This is a genomic window from Acidovorax sp. HMWF018 (assembly GCF_003061035.1).
Taxonomy (GTDB): domain Bacteria; phylum Pseudomonadota; class Gammaproteobacteria; order Burkholderiales; family Burkholderiaceae_C; genus Acidovorax; species Acidovorax delafieldii.
In genome coordinates this window covers 1-2346 of record NZ_QAIM01000380.1, presented here as the reverse complement: position 1 = coordinate 2346, position 2346 = coordinate 1, and the positions used below count along the sequence as shown (strand labels likewise).

The following is a 2346-nucleotide window of genomic DNA, read 5'->3' as shown; positions in this document are numbered from 1 at the left end:
ATGTCGTGCCAAAAGCACAGATGCAGCGCAGGGGGCAGGGTGCTGCTATCGATAATGCGGGCCTATGTCCTCTTCTGATCCGCGTTTGCCTGCGTCGTCCCGCGTTCCTGCTCCAGCACCCGTATCTGCACCCGCCGCGCCGCCAGCGCCGCTGCGCATCACGTTCCCCGAGTCGTTGCCGGTGTCGGGCAAGCGCGACGAGATCATGGAGGCCATCACCAAGCACCAGGTGATCATCGTGTGCGGTGAAACGGGGTCGGGCAAGACCACCCAGCTGCCCAAGATTGCGCTGGCGCTGGGCCGTGGCAAGTGCAATGCCAAGCCGGGACAGAAAGGGCAGCTGATTGGCCACACCCAGCCACGCCGCATTGCGGCCAGCAGCGTGGCCAAGCGCATTGCCGAAGAGCTGAACACGCCGCTGGGCGACGTGGTGGGCTTCAAGGTGCGGTTCCAGGACCGCCTCTCGCGCGATGCGTCCGTCAAGCTCATGACCGACGGCATCTTGCTGGCCGAGACGCAGACCGATCCGCTGCTCAAGGCCTACGACACCATCATCATCGACGAGGCGCACGAGCGCAGCCTCAACATCGACTTTCTGCTGGGCTACATCCGCCAGATCCTGCCGCGCCGGCCGGACCTGAAGGTCATCGTCACGTCGGCCACGATTGATGCGGACCGGTTTGCCAAACACTTTGAAAGCGCCAAGGGGCCGGCCCCGGTCATCATGGTGTCGGGCCGCACCTTTCCGGTGGAGCAGCGCTACCGCCCGTTTGAAGAGAGCCGCGACTACGGTCTGAACGAGGCCATTGCCGATGGCGTGGACGAGCTGTGGCAGGGGAATGCGGCGGGTGACATCCTGGTCTTTTTGCCCGGTGAACGCGAGATCCGCGAGGCTGCCGACCACCTGCGCAAGCACCTGTCGCACCAGCCCGTGATGCGCAACGCCGAGGTGCTGCCGCTGTTTGCGCGCCTCAGTCAGGCCGAGCAGGACCGCATCTTTGACGGCCATACGGGCCGCCGCATCGTGCTGGCGACCAACGTGGCCGAGACCTCGCTCACGGTGCCGGGCATCCGATACGTCATTGACGCAGGTACAGCGCGCGTCAAGCGCTATTCTTTCCGTAGCAAGGTGGAGCAGTTGCTGGTGGAGCCCATCAGCCAGGCCGCCGCCAACCAGCGCGCCGGCCGCTGTGGCCGGGTGGCCAACGGCATCTGCATCCGCCTGTATGACGAGGCGGACTTCAACAGCCGCCCGCGCTTTACCGACCCCGAAATTTTGCGCAGCTCGCTGGCCGGCGTCATCCTGCGCATGAAGTCGCTGCACCTGGGCGACGTCACGCAGTTTCCGTTCATCGAGGCCCCCTCGGGCCGCGCGATTGCTGACGGCTACCAGCTGCTGGCCGAGCTGGGCGCGGTGGACGACGCCAACGAACTCACGCCCATGGGGGTGGAGCTGTCGCGCCTCCCGCTGGACCCCCGCGTGGGCCGCATGATCATCGAGGCGCGCGACCGCAAGGCGCTGGACGAGGTGCTGATCATTGCCAGCGCCCTGAGCGTGCAGGACGTGCGCGACCGCCCTATGGAGGCACAGCAGCAGGCCGACCAGGCGCACGCCAAGTTCGACGACGACAAGAGCGAGTTCAGCGGCTACCTGAAGCTGTGGAAGTGGATCAACGAGGCCCGGGGCGGGGCGCCCAGCTTGCCGTCGGCCCGTGCGCAAAAAGCCATGGCCGCGCAGAAGGCGCCGTCGCAGGCGTACCTGCCCGTGGAGCGGCGCGGCGGCGCGCCTGCAGCGGCTGCTGTAGCAGCAATACCCGCCGCTCCAGCCGCCACCCACAAGCTCAGCAACCGCCAGTACGAGCAGTTGCTGCGCCAGAACTTCATCAGCATTCGCCGCCTGCGCGAGTGGCGCGACATCCACACCCAGTTGCTCACGGTGGTGACCGAGCACAAGTGGCAGATCAACACGCAGCCCGCCAGCTACGAGCAACTGCACCTGTCCATGCTGGCCGGGCTGCTGGGCAACGTCGGCTGCAAGAGCGACGAGGACGACTGGTACCTGGGGGCGCGGGGCATCAAGTTCTACAAGCACCCGGGCGCGCACCTGAACAAGAAACCCGGCCGCTGGATCATCGCGTCGGAGCTGGTCGAAACCACGCGCCTGTTTGGCCGGGGCATCGCTGCGATTGAGCCGCAGTGGCTGGAGCAGATCGGCGGCCACTTGCTGAAGAAGCAACTGCTGGACCCGCATTGGGAGAAAAAATCTGCCGAGGTCGTGGCGCTGGAGCGCGCCACGCTCTACGGCATCGTGGTCTACAACAACCGCCGCGTGAACTTCGGCAAGGT

1 protein-coding gene is annotated in these 2346 nt (G+C 66.0%); it reads left to right on the top strand.

The window, feature by feature from the left end; genetic code table 11:
• Positions 1-64: 64 nt before the first annotated feature.
• On the top strand, positions 65-2346 hold a 2282-nt coding region (gene hrpA, locus DBR23_RS14800), incomplete at its 3' end, for an ATP-dependent RNA helicase HrpA (RefSeq protein ID WP_369882119.1).